At 72.5% G+C, this 14097-nt stretch carries 10 protein-coding genes; 5 read left to right on the forward strand and 5 right to left on the reverse strand.

Features of this window, described 5'->3' with window-relative positions; translation table 11 throughout:
• Nucleotides 1-347 precede the first annotated feature (347 nt).
• Both R2S09_RS02720 and ptsP read left to right on the forward strand, forming a co-directional pair.
• A complete protein-coding gene (locus R2S09_RS02720) occupies nucleotides 348-797 on the forward strand; it encodes a PTS glucose transporter subunit IIA (RefSeq protein ID WP_306188358.1) in 450 nt (149 codons plus the stop codon).
• An 84-nt stretch (nucleotides 798-881) separates the two neighbouring features.
• Nucleotides 882-2552, forward strand: coding sequence for a phosphoenolpyruvate--protein phosphotransferase (gene ptsP, locus R2S09_RS02725; RefSeq protein WP_306188360.1), 1671 nt, complete (start codon nucleotides 882-884; stop codon nucleotides 2550-2552).
• A gap of 68 nt (nucleotides 2553-2620) precedes the next feature.
• On the opposite strand, the gene R2S09_RS02730 is transcribed toward ptsP, so the two are convergent.
• The gene (locus tag R2S09_RS02730) at nucleotides 2621-3529 is read right to left on the reverse strand and encodes a hypothetical protein (RefSeq protein WP_306188362.1); all 909 of its coding nucleotides are present in this window, start codon (nucleotides 3527-3529) and stop codon (nucleotides 2621-2623) included.
• 25 nt (nucleotides 3530-3554) lie between these two features.
• Nucleotides 3555-4763 (reverse strand): MFS transporter, encoded by a 1209-nt coding sequence (locus R2S09_RS02735; RefSeq protein ID WP_316739619.1) that lies wholly within the window; start codon nucleotides 4761-4763, stop codon nucleotides 3555-3557.
• A 121-nt stretch (nucleotides 4764-4884) separates the two neighbouring features.
• On the opposite strand from R2S09_RS02735, the gene R2S09_RS02740 reads away from it, so the two are divergent.
• Nucleotides 4885-6204, forward strand: a complete 1320-nt coding sequence (locus R2S09_RS02740; RefSeq protein ID WP_316739621.1) for an aminotransferase class I/II-fold pyridoxal phosphate-dependent enzyme — start codon at nucleotides 4885-4887, stop codon at nucleotides 6202-6204.
• Between the two features lie 9 nt (nucleotides 6205-6213).
• On the opposite strand, the gene R2S09_RS02745 is transcribed toward R2S09_RS02740, so the two are convergent.
• Nucleotides 6214-8190, reverse strand: coding sequence for an acetoacetate--CoA ligase (locus tag R2S09_RS02745; protein WP_316739623.1), 1977 nt, complete (start codon nucleotides 8188-8190; stop codon nucleotides 6214-6216).
• 214 nt (nucleotides 8191-8404) lie between these two features.
• Between R2S09_RS02745 and R2S09_RS02750 the strand changes: the two genes are divergently transcribed.
• The gene (locus R2S09_RS02750; RefSeq protein ID WP_316739624.1) at nucleotides 8405-10771 is read left to right on the forward strand and encodes a TIM-barrel domain-containing protein; all 2367 of its coding nucleotides are present in this window, start codon (nucleotides 8405-8407) and stop codon (nucleotides 10769-10771) included.
• Between the two features lie 9 nt (nucleotides 10772-10780).
• On the opposite strand, the gene R2S09_RS02755 is transcribed toward R2S09_RS02750, so the two are convergent.
• Together R2S09_RS02755 and R2S09_RS02760 are read right to left on the reverse strand one after the other, a co-directional pair.
• Nucleotides 10781-11317: an NUDIX domain-containing protein gene (locus tag R2S09_RS02755; protein ID WP_306188372.1), complete on the reverse strand. Its 537-nt coding sequence runs from the start codon at nucleotides 11315-11317 to the stop codon at nucleotides 10781-10783.
• A 58-nt stretch (nucleotides 11318-11375) separates the two neighbouring features.
• Nucleotides 11376-12188, reverse strand: coding sequence for a M15 family metallopeptidase (locus R2S09_RS02760; protein ID WP_306188374.1), 813 nt, complete (start codon nucleotides 12186-12188; stop codon nucleotides 11376-11378).
• A 228-nt stretch (nucleotides 12189-12416) separates the two neighbouring features.
• On the opposite strand from R2S09_RS02760, the gene R2S09_RS02765 reads away from it, so the two are divergent.
• On the forward strand, nucleotides 12417-14042 hold the full coding sequence (locus R2S09_RS02765; RefSeq protein WP_316739627.1) for a GGDEF domain-containing protein: 1626 nt from the start codon (nucleotides 12417-12419) through the stop codon (nucleotides 14040-14042).
• Nucleotides 14043-14097: the final 55 nt, after the last annotated feature.

Consider the following 14097-nt stretch of genomic DNA (forward strand, 5'->3'; position numbering starts at 1 on the left):
AGGCGCTTCCCTTCGGTGATCCACACTCTATCAGGCTTTTCCGGTCTCTCTGACCACCGCCCCGCGGACATGCCGAAGGCGATCCAGAGATAGGATCTGACAAGTTGGGTGCTGCCCGAGCAAGGACGCTTGGTCCGCGTCACTCTCTCCCCCGGACAGGGGTACGACTCTACATCGGCCTGCAGAGCCGGTGCAAATCGACGCGTTTGGTGGTCTAGACCACCAACGTGAGCTGTCGTAAGCTCTCGCCCGGATCCGGTACTTACCGTGACATACCCTGCTGCACAGTGCGCCGTCCGGGACAGGCAGTGACGGCACATACGATCTCCACCCCTGGGAGGCTTCCCATGACCACCGTGACGTCCCCGCTCGCCGGACGCGCCATCGGACTGGCCGCAGTGCCGGACCCGGTCTTCTCCGGCGCCATGGTCGGCCCGGGCACCGCCATCGACCCTGTGCGTGAGCCCTCCGAGGCGGTGGCTCCGGTGGCAGGTGTCATCGTCTCGCTGCACCCGCACGCGTTCGTCGTCGTCGACGAACAGGGACACGGCGTGCTCGTCCACCTCGGCATCGACACCGTGCAGCTCAACGGCGAGGGCTTCGAACTGCTCGCGAACAAGGGCGACACCGTCACACGCGGCCAGGCCGTGGTGCGCTGGGACCCCGCCGCCGTCGAGGCCAAGGGAAAGTCGCCGGTCTGCCCGGTCGTGGCCCTGGAGGCCACCGCCGACTCCCTCTCCGATCTTCGCGACAACGGCGATGTGAAGGCCGGCGACAGCCTCTTCGCCTGGAAGTGACACCCCTGCTGTCCTCGAGGACGAGGACGGCGAACAGAACGACCACCGCGGCGGGAGCCGCCGCCCGAACCGGAGACCGGTGAGATGGAGACAACGCTGCGAGGCGTCGGTGTGAGCCACGGAGTGGCGATCGGCGAGGTACGGCACATGGGGACGGCGGTGCTCGAGCCGCCGGCCAAGCAGATACCGGCGGAGGACGCGGAGCGCGAACAGGGGCGCGCCCGCCAGGCCGTGGAGGCGGTGGCGGCCGATCTGATGGCGCGCGGCAACCTGGCCGGGGGTGAGGCCCAGGCCGTGCTGGAGGCGCAGGCCATGATGGCGCAGGACCCCGAGCTGATCGCGGACGTGGACCGGCGCATCGCCGTCGGCAGTACGGCGGAGCGCGCGGTGTACGACGCGTTCGCCGCCTACCGGGATCTGCTGGCCGGTGCGGGTGAGTACCTGGCGGGCCGCGTGGCCGACCTCGACGACGTGCGGAACCGTATCGTCGCGCGGCTGCTCGGCGTTCCCATGCCGGGTGTTCCGGACAGCGACGAGCCGTACGTCCTGGTCGCCCGTGACCTGGCGCCCGCCGACACCGCGCTGCTGGACCCGGGCCTGGTGCTGGGCTTCGTCACCGAGGAGGGCGGGCCGACGAGCCACAGCGCGATTCTGGCGCGTGCGCTCGGGGTGCCCGCGGTCGTCGCGCTGCCCGGTGCCGGGGAGCTGTCCGAGGGCACGTTGATCGCGGTGGACGGCAGCACCGGCGAGATCTTCGTGAACCCCAGTGACGAGAAGAAGGCGCAGTTGGAGGCGGCGGCCGCGGAGCGCAAGGCCGCGCTGGCGGCCTCGGTGGGTCCGGGCGCCACGTCCGACGGTCACAAGGTGCCGCTGCTGGCCAACATCGGCGGTCCCGCCGACGTGCCGGCGGCGGTCGAGGCCGGTGCGGAGGGCGTCGGCTTGTTCCGGACCGAGTTCCTGTTCCTGGACGACAACAAGAACGCGCCGTCCGAGGAGAAGCAGATCGAGGCCTACCGGCAGGTCCTGGAGGCCTTCCCCGAAGGCCGTGTTGTCGTGCGGGTGCTGGACGCGGGCGCGGACAAGCCGCTGGACTTCCTGACCCCGGCCGACGAGCCGAACCCCGCCCTGGGCGTGCGGGGTCTGCGGACGCTGCTCGACCACCCGGAGGTGCTGCGTACGCAGCTGACGGCGCTGGCCAAGGCGGCCGAGGGGCTGCCGGTCTATCTCGAGGTCATGGCTCCCATGGTCGCGGACCGGGCCGACGCCAAGGCGTTCGCGGACGCGTGCCGTGCGGCGGGGCTGCGGGCGAAGTTCGGTGCGATGGTCGAGATCCCGTCGGCGGCGCTGCGGGCCCGCTCGGTGCTCCAGGAGGTCGAGTTCCTGTCGCTGGGGACCAACGACCTCGCTCAGTACACCTTCGCCGCGGACCGTCAGGTGGGCGCGGTGTCCCGGCTGCAGGACCCGTGGCAGCCCGCGCTGCTGGACCTGGTGGCGCTGGCCGCCGAGGCGGCGAAGGCCGAGGGCAAGAGCTGTGGTGTCTGTGGTGAGGCCGCGTCGGATCCGCTGCTCGCGTGTGTGCTGACGGGTCTGGGTGTCACCTCCTTGTCCATGGGTGCGGCGTCGATTCCGTATGTCCGGGCGTCGCTGGCCAAGCACACGCTGGCCCAGTGCGAGCGGGCGGCGGCGGCCGCGCGTGCCGCGGACAGCGCCGACGAGGCGCGTAGCGCGGCGCAGGTGGTGCTGTCCGGCGAGTGAGGGGCCGGGCCCGTAGCGGGCCGGCTGTCGAGGGGCGCTCCACGTGGGTGGGGCGCCCCTTCGCGTGTTCAGTGGCGGTGCCGGGGGTTATGTCCCTTCTCTCCGAGGCCGTTCTCTCCGAGATCGGGTGGTACGCAGTAATCGACGCCGGATTCCGGGCCGATCAGGTCGCCGGATTCGGCGTCGGTGCAGTAGGCGTCGAAGACCTCGCCCTCGGTGAGGGGGGCCAGGCCGTCGCCGCGCAGGCGCCAGCCGTAGACGCGGTCGCGGGCGCCGGGCTGGGTGGTGCGCATGACGAGTCCACCGGGACTGCGGGCGGCCATGCCGAGGGCGAGGACCGTGGTGAACTCGAGTGCCTCGGCCTCGTCGAGCCGGGTGGCGCCGCTGTCGTCGGCATCGGCGTGGAGGGCGGCGACGAGGGTTTCGGCTGGGGCGGTGACGCTGCACACCAGGTGCCGCTCTCCCGGCGGTGCCGTCTCGAGGATGCGGGCGAGGAGGCCGGCGGCTCGGTCGAAGGCGGCGCGGCCGATGTCCTCGCCGCAGGTGGTGCAGGGGCCGAGCCGGCCGAGGAGTGTGGAGGCGTATTCCCAGGTGACCTGGCGGACGGCCTCGTCGACGAGGGTGGGTACGAGTTCGGTGAGGGGCCGTCCGTCGTAGGGGACGGTCGGGCCGGTGGTGGCGATCTGGGCGGTGAAGCGGGCGCGGCTGGCCGGGACGTCGGGGTCGAGGCCGGTGCCGGCGCAGTATTCGGCGTATTCCTCGGGGTCGAAGAGGGCCACCGCGGTGTGGCTGCCTTGGGCGGCCCGGGTCTTCAGGAGTGCTTCCACCTGCTGGAGGTAGGTGGTGTGGTCGTCGAAGGTGAAGCTGCGGTAGCGCCGCATGGCGCGGAAGTCGTGTTCGTCGGTGAGCAGGCCGATGGTGCCGGCGATTTCGCGGCGCAGGACGCGTCGCATGCTCTGGTGGTCGGTGTGCGCCATGTTCTCCCCCTGTGTGCACGGTCGATCACTGCTCACTCACAGTAACCGGCGGCACTGACAACGAGGGGCGGGCGAGTCGGTCACGGACCGTGCGGTGCTGGATGACGCAGGTCAGGGCGATGGTGGCGCCGAAGAGCGTCCATCCGGCGGGGCCCGCGGCGATGGCCGCGGTGACGGCGAGCGGTCCGATGCTGCGCTGTGCGGACTGTGCGAGTCCGTGCACGCCCAGGTAGGTGCCCTGGGCCTGGGCGGGGGCGAGTGCGACGGACAGTTCCCAGGAGATGGTGGCGTGGAGCATTTCCGCCGTGGTGAAGGCGGCGGCTGCGGCGGTCAGGAGCAGGGTGGCGCCGACGGTGCCGGCGGTCGCGGACAGCGCCATGGCGGTGCCGCCGGCGGCGTAGGCGGCCGAGAGCGGGATCAGGAGGCCACGGGCGGCTGCCGTGGTGGCGCCGAAGCGGGCCAGGGGGACCTGGAGGACGACCACCATCACGTTGTTGAGGACCATGAGCAGGGGTGCGAGGCCGTGGGGTGTGGTGCCGGTGTGCGCGATCCACAGGGGCAGGCCGACCTTGAAGACGGCGTCGTCGAGGAAGAGGACGGTTTCGGTGGCGACGTAGCGGAGGTAGGTGCTGTCCCGCCAGGGGCTGTTGGGCTTGGTGGCGGGCTCGGGGGTGTGTGAGCCGGCGACGGTCCTGGAGGGGGAAGGGGGTTCCGCGCAGCGCACGGTGAGAAGGGCGGCGGCGACGAAGGAGAGCGCGTCACCGATGAGCAGCCACCGGTAGGCGGCGGTGGTGCCGAGGGTGAGGGCGGCTGCGGCACCGAGCCCGCCGAGTGCCCAGCCGACATTGGCCAGGGTGCGGTTGAGGGCCTGGTAGCGGACGCGGTCGGGGCCGGCGACGCGGGTGGCGTAGAGCTTGGTGAGGACGCTCGCGGCGCGGTCGCCGAGGCTGCCCACGGCGGAGAAGGTGACCAGCAGGGCGTAGTTGTCGCTGGTGAGGAGGGCGAGGGAGGCGAGTGCGCGCAGGAGTTGCAGGGCGATGAGTACGCGGGTGAGGGGGAGGCGGTCGGCGAGGTGGCCGCCGAGGGGGGCGCCTGCGATGCCGACGGCTCCGGCGAGGGCGGCGAGGGTGCCGACCTGGGCGACGGAGAGGCCGGAGACGTAGGTGAAGTACAGGACGGAGACGGATGTCCACAGTCCGCTGCCGGTGCGGTCGACGAGGGCGACGGCGAGCATTCTGCGGCCGTCCCGTCCTCCGGGGATGCGTTGTCGTCCTGCTCCTGCGCGTCCTGTGCGGCGGGTGGCCCCCACTGCTCCCCCTTGCCATTAAGTTATGTACTGATACATAATTATCTGTGTGGCAGCACAATATGCGATCAGTGGTACGACGGCCAAGGGAATTGCCGCGTCCGTGGAGCGGGGCGTGGCGGAGGGCGCCCTGGCTCCGGGTACGGCGCTGCCGCCGGTGCGGCGGCTGGCCGACGATCTGGGGGTGAGTCCAGGGACGGTCGCCACCGCGTACAAGGAGCTGCGGGGGCGGGGCATCGTCGTCACCCGGGGCCGCGGCGGGACCGTCGTGGCGCCGGCCCCGGCGGTGGCCTCGCGCCGCCCGCCGAAGGTGCCCCCGGGGTTGCGGGACCTCGCTGGCGGGCATCCGGATCCCGCGTTTCTCCCTGGCCTGGTGCCGCCGTCGCGCCTGGCTCCGGGTGCCCGGTCGCACCGCTCGACGCCCCGGCTGGCGCGGCTGGAGGAGGTCGTGCGCGATTGGCTGCGGCCCGACGGGGTGCCGGTGGAGCACGTGACGTTCGCCCACGGTGCGCTGGATCTCGTCGGACGGCTGCTGTCCGTGGAGCTGCGGCCCGGTGACGCGGTGGCGATGGAGGATCCCGGCTACCACCATCTGCTGGACCTGGTCACGGCGCTGGGGCTGCGCAGCGTCCCGGTGGCGGTGGACGACGAGGGGATGCGTCCCGATGCCCTGCGGCGGGCGCTGCGGGCGGGCGCGCGGGCCGTGGTGTGCAGTCCGCGGGGCCAGAACCCGTACGGCGGGTGCTTCTCGCCGGAGCGTCGCGAGGCGCTGGTCGACGTACTGCGCGAGGCCCCGGACGTGCTGGTCGTCGAGAACGACCACGCCTCGGCGGTCACCGACGCGCCCCTGCGGACGCTCACCGCCGACGGTCCGGCGCGCTGGGTGCATGTGCGCACCGTGAGCAAGTTCCTGGGCGCCGATCTGCGCTGGGCCGCCGCGGCCTGCGACGCCACCACCCTGGCCCGTCACGACGGGCGGCTGCTGCTGACGTCCGGCTGGGTCAGCCATCTGCTCCAGGAGACGGTCCACGGGCTGATGACGGACGAGGGCACGCGCGCGCTGGTGTCCCGGGCACGCGCGGCGTACACGGCGCGCCGTGACGCTCTCCTCGGGGAGCTGGCGTTCAGGGGGATCCCGGCGCACGGGGCGAGCGGCATGAACGTGTGGGTGCCGGTGGCGGACGAGTCCGCCGTGGTGAACGGGTTGCGGTCCTATGGCTGGTGGGTCGCCGCGGGCGCGCGGTTCCGGCTGTCCTCGGGGCCCGGGGTGCGGATCTCCGTCGCCGAGCTGGAACCGGCCGACGCGGCGCGGCTGGCCTCGGACTTCGCCGCCGTGCTCGGCGAGTCCGAGGCCACCTACGGGGGCTGAGCGGTGTGGTCAGGCGCGCTTGCGGGCCAGGTCCTCGTAGAAGCGCAGCAGCTCGATGTCGTCGATGGACCCGGGGTTGACCGCCTTGTCCAGCGGGGTGCCCTGGAGGAGGCGCTTGACCGGTACCTCGATGCGCTTGCCGGTGAGGGTGTGCGGGATGCCGGGCACCTCGACGACCTCGTCGGGGATGTGGCGCGGGGAGAGCTGTTCGCGGATGGTCTGCCTGATCCGGTTCAGGAGCGCGTCGTCGAGGACGGCTCCGGGCACCAGATGCACGAACAGAGGCATCCAGTAGCCGCCGTCGGGCTGTTCGACGCCGATGACGAGGGATTCCTTGATCTCGGGCAACCGTTCGACGGCTTCGTAGATGTCGGCGGATCCCATGCGTACGCCCTGGCGGTTGAGCGTGGAGTCGGAGCGGCCGTGGATGATCACCGAGCCGCGGGAGGTGAGCGTGATCCAGTCGCCGTGGCGCCAGACGCCGGGGTACATCGCGAAGTAGCTGTCGTGGTAGCGGCTGCCGTCGGGGTCGTTCCAGAAGTGGATCGGCATCGACGGCATGGGGTTGGTGACGACGAGTTCGCCGACCTCGTCGACCAGGGGTTCGCCGCTCGGGTCCCAGGACTGCAGGTCGGTGCCCAGGCAGGGGGCCTGGAGCTCGCCGATGTGGACCGGGAGGGTCGGGACGGCTCCTGCGAAGCAGGAGCACACGTCGGTGCCGCCGCTGACGGAGGCGATCCACAGGTCGGCCCCGCTCTCCGCGAACTCGTCGTGCAGCCAGCGGAACCCGTCGGGCGGCAGCGGGGAGCCGGTGGTGGCCACGCACTGGACCTTGGACAGGTCGTGGTCGCGGGAGGGATGGATCTGCGCCTTGCGGCAGGCCATCACGTACGCGGCGGAGGTGCCGAACAGGGTGGCTCCGGTGCGCTCGGCGACCCGCCACTGGGCGCCGGTGTCGGGATGGCCGGGGCTGCCGTCGTACAGGACGATCGTCGTGCCGGTCAGCAGGCCGGAGACGAGGAAGTTCCACATCATCCAGCCGGTCGACGTGTACCAGAAGAAGCGGTCCTCGGGGCCGAGGTCGCAGTGCAGGCCGAGCTGCTTGAGGTGTTCGACCAGGATGCCGCCCTGGGACTGCACGATGGCCTTGGGCAGACCGGTGGTGCCGGACGAGTACAGCACCCACAGCGGATGGTCGAAGGGCACCTGTTCGAAGACGGGCTCGACGTCGCCGGAGGTCAGGGCCGACCACTCCAGGGCGCCCTCGGGGGCCGCGGTGCCGAGCAGGGGGATGTGGACGACGGCGCGCAGAGTGGGCAGTTCGCGGCGCAGTTCGGCGACGACGTCGCGGCGGTCGTGCTCCTTGCCGCCGTAGCGGTAGCCGTCGACGGTGAACAGCACGACCGGTTCGACCTGCTGGAAGCGGTCCAGGACGCTGCGGGCGCCGAAGTCGGGGGCGCAGGAGGTCCACACGGCGCCCACGGCGGCTGTGGCGAGGAGGGCGACGACCGCCTGGGGGATGTTCGGCAGGTAGCCGCTGACACGGTCTCCGGGGCGTACGCCGAGGGCGCGCAGTTCGCCGGCCAGGGAGCCCACCTGGCGGCGCAGCTCGGACCAGGTCAGCGGGCTCGGTTCGTGGGTCTCGTCGACGTACAGGAGGGCCGGCTCGTGTGCGCGGGTGTCAGCGGCGCGCAGGGCGTGCTCGGCGTAGTTCAGGGTGGCTCCGGGGAACCATTGCGCCCCGGGCATGGTGCGGTCGCCCAGCACGCGCGCGTAGGGGGTGGAGAAGCGTACGTCGAACCATTCCGTGACGGCCTTCCAGAAGGTGTCCAGGTCGTCGACGGACCAACGGTGCAGGGCCGCGTAGCCGCCCTCGGCGGGCGCTCCGTGGTGCTCGGCCGCCCAGGCCTGGAACTTCGTGATCCGTGCCTGGGCGATGCGCTGCGGATCGGGCTGCCAGAGCGGCAGGGGGTTCGCGGTCGACATGGGGCGGCTCCCGGACTGTGCGCGTCGTGTGCGTCGGTCCGCGCACGTGCTGGGGTGTGCGCGTGACGCGGCTGACACGGACGATGCCATGTGATCGACTTCTGCACCAGGGTGCGCCCCACATAGTCCGTGTCGTGACGATGTGGTCCGGGCCTGGGTGAACGGCAGTTGAACGACACGCGCGCGGAGCGCTGTCGATGGCAGGGTGAGCAGCATGGACGGTCGTGACCTGGTGCGTTCGGTGAAAGCGGTCGGCTCTGCGGGCGGGGCCCAGGGCCTGCGCACCGTACGGGCCGCCTGGCGCAGGCGGCGTGCCGACGCCAGGGCCCTGCCGCCACGGGGGCCCGAGCGCGCACGGACGCCGGGCGTGGTGCGGGACGCGGCGCCCGGGCCCGGGGGCGGGATCGTGCGGTTCAGCCGGTCGGAGCTGCGGATCCTGGTCGCGGTGAACGGTGCCGTCTTCTGGGGCTGGGACGGGGATGGCCCCGAGCCGTCGCACGCGCTGGCCGGCCGCTGCCCCGAGCCGGACCCCCGCGCGGTGCTGGAGCCGGACAAGGAGGGCGGCTGGCGGGTGGTGGCCGAGCGGGTCACCGTCGCGGTCTCGCGGCAGGGCGCGATCGAGGTGCGCACTCCCGGGGGCGTGCCTCTGCGGCGGGATCTGCCGCCCCGTTGGTGGGAGCCGGTCGGCGGGGGTCCGGCGCGCTGGCTCCAGCGGTCGGAGGTGGCGGCCGACGCGCGGTTCTTCGGCCTGGGCGGGCGGGCGTCCGGGCCTCGGTTGCGTGACGGCACCTATCGGCTGTGGAACACCGATCCCGGTCACTCGTTCGGACCCGGTGACGACCCGCTGTACATCACCATGCCGGTCCAGTGGGTGGTGGCCGACGCGGGCACGCATCTGGCGTTCCACGACAACACCTGGGACGGCACGGTCGTCCTGCGGGAGGGTGAGGAGGGTGCCGGCTCGGGCCACGACCGGGCCGGGGTGAGCGAACTGCGGATGGACGGCGGCCCGCTGCGCTGCTGGGTGATCGTCGGTACTCCCGCGCGCGTGGTGCACGCCTGGGCGTCGCTGACAGGGGCGGCGGCGCTGCCGCCCGCGTGGGCTCTGGGCCACCATCACGCACGGTGGGGTTTCGGCACCGAGGAGGAGGTGCGGCGGATCGTCGCGGGCTACCACGAGCACGGCCTGCCCCTGGACGCCGTGCACCTGGACATCGACCACTTCGACGCGCACCAGGTGTTCACCGTCGACCAGGACCGCTTCCCGAAGCTGCCGGTGCTGGCGGAGGAGCTGCGCCGGGACGGGATCAGGCTGGTGTCGATCGTCGACCCTGCCGTGCGGGCCACTCCGGGCAACGCCGTGTACGACACCGGCACGGCCGAGGACGCCTTCGTACGGGACGCCTCGGGCAAGGTCGTACGGGGCGTGGCGTGGCCCGGGGAGACGGTCTTCCCGGACTTCACGCACGCGCGCGTGCGGCAGTGGTGGGGCCGGCTGTACGAGGAGCGGCTGGCCGAGGGGTTCGCGGGCTTCTGGCACGACATGAACGAGCCGACCTCCTTCGCCGCCTTCGGTGAGACGACGCTGCCCCGGTCGGCCCGGCACGCCCTGGAGGGCCGGGGCGGCGACCACCGCGAGGCGCACAACGTGTACGGCCTCTGCATGGCCCGGGCCGGGTACGAGGGGCTGCGCGAGCTGGTACCCGGCGAGCGGCCGTACGTCTTCTCCCGCTCGGGGTGGGCCGGCCTGCAACGCTACGGCGGCACCTGGTCGGGGGACGTGGCCACGAGCTGGCCGGGGCTGAAGGCGTCGTTGTCGCTGGTGGTGGGCCTCGGGCTGTGCGGGGTGCCCTACTCGGGGCCGGACGTGGGCGGGTTCGACGGCAGTCCCTCGCCCGAGCTGTATCTGCGCTGGTTCCAGCTGGGCGCCTGGCTGCCGCTGTTCCGGACGCACGCGAGCCTGCGGGCGGGCCGGAGGGAGCCGTGGGAGTTCGGGCCGGAGGTGCTCGAGCACGCGCGCGTGGCGCTCGTCGAGCGCCGGCGTCTGCTGCCGTACTTCGTGACGCTGGCGCATCTGGCACGGCGCACCGGGGCGCCCTATGTGCGGCCGGTGTGGTGGGGCGCGCCGGAGGACCGCGCCCTGCGCGACTGCGAGGACGCCTTCCTGCTCGGCGACAGCCTGCTGGTGGCACCGGTGCTCCGGCCGGGCACGGAGCGGCGGGCGGTGCGGCTGCCACCGGGCCGCTGGTACGACACGGCCACGGGGCGGGCGTACGAGGGGCCGGGGCAGGTGCTGGTCGACGCCCCCTTGGAGCGGATTCCCGTACTCGCGCGCGCGGGATCCGTGATCCCCGTGCGGGGCGAGCAGGGCGGGCTGGAGCTGGAGGTGTGGGCGCCCGCCCCTGGCCGCACGGGGGGCGGGCTGGTGGTGCCGGACGCGGGCGACGGGTGGGACGAGCCGGAGATCGAGCGCTACGTGGTCCGCCTGCACGGCCGGCGGGTGGTCGTGGAGCGCGAGCGGGAGGAGGGGTTGGGTGCCCCGTCCCACCCGCTCCGCGTCCGGGGGCTCGGCGAGCACTGAGCGCACAGCTCAGACGTACCGGCCCTCGAACCAGGCGCGGACGGCCAGCGTGTGCAGCGGGAAGGCCAGCTCCTCGGGCCTGCGCAGCAGGTGCCATCCCTCCGTCTCGTCGGTGGCGGCGGACTGTGGCAGACCCTCGGCCGGACGTTCCGGGAGCAGCCCGAAGAGGAGCAGATGGCCGTCGGGCGAGCTCATGGCATCGGCGAGCCGCACGTCCCGGGCGGCGGCGTCGATGCCCGTCTCCTCCTTGAGCTCGCGGACGACGGCGTGCCGCCAGTCCTCTCGGTCGTCGATGTAGCCACCGGGCAGAGCCGTGCCCCCGCGCGCGGGGGTCACGGTGCGGGTGATCACGACCAGGGCGGTGCCCTTGGTGTCGTACACGGGCTGGAGGGCCACCGCGACCGGCAGCGGGTTGCGGTAGGCCACGGTCCCGCAGGCCCGGCAGGTGCGGGGCCAGCCGGAGATGCCCTCCCCATAGGGCGCTCCGCAGCTCGAACAGTGGGAGTCCGGTACGGAGTTGACAGTCAGGTGCTGATTTTCGGACACGCGCGGACTGTATCCGATCAGAGGAGGGGCGTCTCCTGTCAGATGTTCGGGCAGTCGCTCAGCGCCCCGGAGTGAGGGACTTCCGGGAGACCGGGAAGTCGAAGTAGGTGTCCGGGTAGGGCTCGGGCCGGTAGGTGTAGTGCCACCATTCCTCGGCGAGGTTCACGAATCCGAGGTTCTCCAGGGTGCTCTTGAGCAGCAGCCTGTTGGCACGCTGTTGTCCCTGGATCCTGGGGTCGAGCGTGTGCGCGAGGGTGTCGAAGCAGTCGAATCCGGTCCCCATGTCGAGGGAGTTGTCCGGAAAGCGCTGGTCCTTGGGCGCGTAGCAGGGCACGAGGGGCTGGCCGGGGACGTAGGGGTGGGTCGGCCGGGCCGGGAGCCGGACGATGGTGAGGTCCATCGTGGAGCCGCGACTGTGGCCGGATTTCGCCGCGATGTAGCCGTCGTCGAACAGCCGGGTCTTGTCGACGCGCGGATAGAACTCCGCCTTCATGGCCTGGTCGTCGAGGTCCTTGGCCCAGCGGACGAAGTGGTCCACTGCGCGTTGCGGCCGGTAGCAGTCGTAGACCTTCAGGCTGTAGCCCTTGCGCAGCAGTTCCTTCTGGGCCTTGTGCAGGCCCTCGGCGGCGGGCCGGGTGAGGATGCACATCGGCTGCTCGTAGCCGTCGACGCGCTCGCCGACGAAGTTGTGAGGCGTGAAGTAGCGCATCTCCTGGATGATCGTGGGATCCACGGCGCTCAGGGCCACGAAGTCCTTCGGCGCCCTGGGATCGGCCGGGGTGGCCCGGGCGGTGGCGGAGGCGGCGGTCACGGTCAGCAGGGCGGCCACTGCGGTGATCACACCGCGGAGGGCACGGGACAGACGTGTCATGTCTCCTACATCTATCGGGACGAGGTCCGCCGTGGGAAGCGTTTGCGCACCGTTCGGGCGGCGCGCGAGTGCGGTCGTGCGCGCTTCCGGTAGGGCGCGGATGCGGACGTACGCGCTCCACAAGGGACCGAAAGCCCTTTCGCATACGCGCTGTGATTGCTCTGGAATCCTGCGTTAACGTCTCATGAACTCGGCCTGGGGGTGCGCGGGCGGCGCCATCATGCTCCCGTGCATTCCTGGACGGATACTCTCCGCTTCGCCTTCCAGCCCGTGGTCAATCTGACCACCGGTGGGATCACGGCTCTGGAGGTCCTGGCCCGGCCGGAGAGCGGCGACGTCCTGGCCGACGCCCGCCGCGACCCCGAGCTCGACGGCCGTCTGGCGGTGTCGGCGCTCCGCGCGGCGACCCGTACGGAGACGCTGCTCCCCCTCCATCTCAACGTGTTCGCCGGCACCCTCGCCGACCTCGGGGGCCTCGGCCCGCTGCACGACGCCGTGCGCGGGGCGGGGCGGCTGCCGTGGGAGGTCACGGTCGATGTCGTGCCGCCGTACACGCACGTACCGCAGCGGGCGCTGCTGGAGGCGATCGCCGTCCTGCGCGCCGAGGGTTTCCGGATCGCCGCGGACGGCGTCGGCGATGGGGACGTGCCCCTGCGACTGCTCACCGACCTCGCCCCCGACCTGCTGAAGCTCGACGCCTCACTGCTGGCGCGGCCCGCGGCGGTTCGGGCGATGCGGACGCTGTGCGAGCAGCTGGGGGCACTGCTGGCCGTCGAGGGCGTGGAGACCGAACGCCAGTGCGCGCTCGCGCTGTCGGCCGGCGCCCAACTGGCGCAGGGCGAGCTGTTCGCGCCGCCGGCCCGGCTGCCCGTCGCGGACGTGTACGTTCCGCCGCGCTCCCCCGAGGCCCTGCCGGCTCCGCGCTCCGGGCCCTCGGTGCGGGAGTTCCTGCGGCCCGCCGCGATGCTGCCCGCCGACGCCTCCGCCGGCCAGGTCCAGGCGCTGCTGACCGGGTCGCCCGACGTGTCCGGCGTGCTCCTCGTGGACGCGCACGGAACGCCGCTGCGGTCGGTGCACCGGTCCCGCTTCCTGCTGATGATGTCGGGGCGCTACGGCCACGCCCTGTACGCCGACCGGCCGGCCGCCAGACTGGGCGACCCGCCGCGCACGGTCGGCGTCGACGCCACCGCCTGGCAGGTTCTGGACGTCGTCGCGGTCGGCGGCCGCGACCGCACGTCGGACGACGTCGCGGTCGTCGACCGGCGCGGGCGGTGCGTGGGCGTCGTCCGGCTGGCGGACCTGGTCCGGGCACTGGCGGAGTCCCGGGTGGAGGAGGCGGCGCGGCTCAATCCACTGACCCGGCTGCCCGGCTCGGACGCGATCACCGGTGAGGTGGACCGGCGGATTTCCGGAGGGCGGCCGTTCGCGCTGAGCTGGCTGGACATCGACCACTTCAAGCAGGTCAACGACGGTGCCGGGTTCGCGGCGGGCGACGAGCTCATCCGTTCGGTGGGGCGGGCGCTGCAGGGTGCGGCGAGCGGGCACGCGCGCGTGGGGCACATCGGCGGGGACGACTTCCTGGTGCTGGCGGAACCGGAGGGACTGGATTCCTTGTTCGCCTCCGTGCTGGACGTCTCCTGGTCGGCGGCCGGTTTTCCGGTCACGTTGTCGCTGGCCACGGTCGTCTGTGCGGCGGGCAGCGTGACCGACCACCGGCAGGCGGCGGCCTGCCTGGCGCCGTTGAAGAAGGCCGCGAAGGCACTCCAGGGACCGAGCTGGGTCCTGGGCCGGGCGGGCCGGCCCGGCCACGAGGTCCGCCGCGGGTCGGCGGTGGCGGCCACCCGGGCGGGCTGAGGCGCGCGGACGGGGGGCCGGAAGGGTCCGCAACCGCCGCGTGCGTGTTTCCGAG

This window comes from Streptomyces sp. MK7, assembly GCF_032658145.1.
Taxonomy (GTDB): Bacteria; Actinomycetota; Actinomycetes; order Streptomycetales; family Streptomycetaceae; genus Streptomyces; species Streptomyces spiralis.

Bases quoted from the DNA above. Each gene is read 5' to 3' on its own strand.
- R2S09_RS02735 (WP_316739619.1), bottom strand. From the start codon at position 4,763: ATGCTCGCCGTCGCCCTCGTCGACCGCACCGGCAGCGGACTGTGGACA.
- R2S09_RS02745 (WP_316739623.1), bottom strand. From the start codon at position 8,190: ATGTCGACCGCGAACCCCCTGCCGCTCTGGCAGCCCGATCCGCAGCGC.
- R2S09_RS02720 (WP_306188358.1), top strand. From the start codon at position 348: ATGACCACCGTGACGTCCCCGCTCGCCGGACGCGCCATCGGACTGGCC.
- R2S09_RS02750 (WP_316739624.1), top strand. From the start codon at position 8,405: ATGGACGGTCGTGACCTGGTGCGTTCGGTGAAAGCGGTCGGCTCTGCG.
- ptsP (WP_306188360.1), top strand. From the start codon at position 882: ATGGAGACAACGCTGCGAGGCGTCGGTGTGAGCCACGGAGTGGCGATC.
- R2S09_RS02730 (WP_306188362.1), bottom strand. From the start codon at position 3,529: ATGGCGCACACCGACCACCAGAGCATGCGACGCGTCCTGCGCCGCGAA.
- R2S09_RS02760 (WP_306188374.1), bottom strand. From the start codon at position 12,188: ATGACACGTCTGTCCCGTGCCCTCCGCGGTGTGATCACCGCAGTGGCC.